At 50.6% G+C, this 2,500-nt stretch carries 1 tRNA gene and 2 rRNA genes (1 of these 3 cut by a window edge); all 3 read left to right on the forward strand.

Going from position 1 to position 2,500, the window contains the following annotated elements:
• The first annotated feature begins 227 nt into the window (after positions 1-227).
• Positions 228-1,717: ribosomal RNA gene (locus IQ230_RS25755) — 16S ribosomal RNA — on the forward strand.
• A gap of 119 nt (positions 1,718-1,836) precedes the next feature.
• Positions 1,837-1,910: transfer RNA gene (locus tag IQ230_RS25760), tRNA-Ile, on the forward strand.
• A gap of 290 nt (positions 1,911-2,200) precedes the next feature.
• Positions 2,201-2,500 (forward strand): 23S ribosomal RNA (locus IQ230_RS25765); it runs 2,581 nt beyond the window's last position.
• Together the 16S and 23S rRNA genes with 1 tRNA gene alongside form the textbook arrangement of a ribosomal RNA operon.

The raw sequence follows: 2,500 nt of genomic DNA on the forward strand, positions 1-2,500 counted from the left end.
TTTCTCTCAAAAAGCTTGACAATTTCAATTGAGGTTAGATATATTAGTAAAGCGCCAGAAGGAAAGGCAAGCGCAAAGCGCCTCCGGAAGGGCAACTGAACCAAGAAAAGAATAATAGTTTGAAAGCCAAATAAAGCACATTAAGTCTTCGTCAAAACAACTCTTAGATGATAAGAGTCCGGATTGCGAAACAGAAAGTAGCAGTCAAGGACAAAACTCTGTTGAATAAAACGGAGAGTTTGATCCTGGCTCAGGATGAACGCTGGCGGTATGCTTAACACATGCAAGTCGAACGAAGTCTTCGGACTTAGTGGCGGACGGGTGAGTAACGCGTGAGAATCTGGCTTTAGGACGGGGATAACCACTGGAAACGGTGGCTAAGACCCGATATGCCGAGAGGTGAAAGTAATTTAGCCTAGAGGGGAGCTCGCGTCTGATTAGCTAGTTGGTGGGGTAAGAGCCTACCAAGGCGACGATCAGTAGCTGGTCTGAGAGGATGATCAGCCACACTGGGACTGAGACACGGCCCAGACTCCTACGGGAGGCAGCAGTGGGGAATTTTCCGCAATGGGCGAAAGCCTGACGGAGCAATACCGCGTGGGGGAGGAAGGCTCTTGGGTTGTAAACTCCTTTTCTCAGGGAAGAAAAAAATGACGGTACCTGAGGAATCAGCATCGGCTAACTCCGTGCCAGCAGCCGCGGTAATACGGAGGATGCAAGCGTTATCCGGAATCATTGGGCGTAAAGCGTCCGCAGGTGGCATTTCAAGTCTGCTGTCAAAGGTCGGGGCTTAACTCCGAACAGGCAGTGGAAACTGAGAAGCTAGAGTGCGGTAGGGGCAGAGGGAATTCCTGGTGTAGCGGTGAAATGCGTAGAGATCAGGAAGAACACCGGTGGCGAAAGCGCTCTGCTAGGCCGCAACTGACACTCAGGGACGAAAGCTAGGGGAGCGAATGGGATTAGATACCCCAGTAGTCCTAGCTGTAAACGATGGATACTAGGCGTTGCTTGTATCGACCCAAGCAGTGCCGGAGCTAACGCGTTAAGTATCCCGCCTGGGGAGTACGCACGCAAGTGTGAAACTCAAAGGAATTGACGGGGGCCCGCACAAGCGGTGGAGTATGTGGTTTAATTCGATGCAACGCGAAGAACCTTACCAGGGCTTGACATGCCCGGAATCTTGGGGAAACTCAGGAGTGCCTACGGGAACCGGGACACAGGTGGTGCATGGCTGTCGTCAGCTCGTGTCGTGAGATGTTGGGTTAAGTCCCGCAACGAGCGCAACCCTCGTTTTTAGTTGCCAGCATTAAGTTGGGCACTCTAGAAAGACTGCCGGTGACAAACCGGAGGAAGGTGGGGATGACGTCAAGTCAGCATGCCCCTTACGCTCTGGGCTACACACGTACTACAATGCTATGGACAAAGGGCAGCAAGAATGCGAATTCAAGCAAATCCCATAAACCATGGCTCAGTTCAGATCGCAGGCTGCAACTCGCCTGCGTGAAGGCGGAATCGCTAGTAATCGCCGGTCAGCCATACGGCGGTGAATACGTTCCCGGGCCTTGTACACACCGCCCGTCACACCATGGAAGCTGGCCACGCCCGAAGTCGTTACCCTAACCGCTTGCGGAGGGGGATGCCGAAGGCAGGGCTGGTGACTGGGGTGAAGTCGTAACAAGGTAGCCGTACCGGAAGGTGTGGCTGGATCACCTCCTTTTTAGGGAGACCTACCCAACAGTTGTTGTGGAAGAGACAACAATTGTCAGGTCAACCAAGGTCGTTCGAGGACTGATGTGAGGCTTTCAAACTAGAGTTCGGTTCAGAGAAACCGAGTCGGGGCTATTAGCTCAGGTGGTTAGAGCGCACCCCTGATAAGGGTGAGGTCCCTGGTTCGAGTCCAGGATGGCCCACCTGAAAGTAAGCAAAGCACAGTAGTGGAAAGACAAGTTAAATTGAGTTCAAAAAGTTTAGCTTTAATTTATTGACGTCTTCAAGCGAAAGTGATAAGCTAGAAAAGTTGAGAAAATTCAGCACTGAGGCAAAAAGCCAAGCTGCTGGAATATCTCCAGCCAGAACCTTGAAAACTGCATAATCATGCCAATTAAATTAATTGCAGGTAGGTCAAACTAACTAATGCAAATTAAGCTTAGTTAGATTTCCTATAAGCCTAAAAATCAACCACTGACATAGTAACAAAAGTGGTCAAGCTAATTAGGGCTGATGGTGGATACCTAGGCACACAGAGGCGAAGAAGGACGTGGCAACCGACGAAATACTCCGGGGAGTTGGAAGCAAGCAGTGAGCCGGAGATGTCCGAATGGGGCAACCCTACGTACTGCCGACTGAATATATAGGTCGGAAAGAGCCAACCCAGCGAACTGAAACATCTTAGTAGCTGGAGGAAGAGAAAGAAAACTCGATTCCCTAAGTAGTGGTGAGCGAACGGGGAATAGCCTAAACCAGAGGATTTATCTTCTGGGGTAGTGGGACAGCGATATGG

It is taken from the genome of Gloeocapsopsis crepidinum LEGE 06123, from assembly GCF_015207655.1.
In the GTDB taxonomy this organism is placed as follows: domain Bacteria; phylum Cyanobacteriota; class Cyanobacteriia; order Cyanobacteriales; family Chroococcidiopsidaceae; genus Gloeocapsopsis; species Gloeocapsopsis crepidinum.